1 protein-coding gene is annotated in these 218 nt (G+C 52.8%); it reads left to right on the top strand.

Features of this window, described 5'->3' with window-relative positions; translation table 11 throughout:
- On the top strand, positions 1 to 218 hold a 218-nt coding region (locus AC0QH1_RS29525), incomplete at both ends, for an ELWxxDGT repeat protein (protein ID WP_324635025.1).

Raw genomic sequence — 218 nt, 5'->3', positions numbered from 1 at the left:
CCGACGACGGCACCAACGGCTTTGAGCTATGGAAGAGCGACGGCACCGCAGCAGGTACGGTTTTAGTTAAAGATATCAGGTCTGGTTCGGGTAGCTCAAATCCCTCTAATTTAACCAACATCAACGGCACCCTGTACTTTGGAGCCGACGACGGCACCAACGGCTTTGAGCTATGGAAGAGCGACGGCACCGCAGCAGGTACGGTTTTAGTTAAAGAT

The organism is Phormidium sp. CCY1219 (genome assembly GCF_055795085.1).
This window is presented reverse-complemented; position numbering and strand designations above follow the sequence as displayed.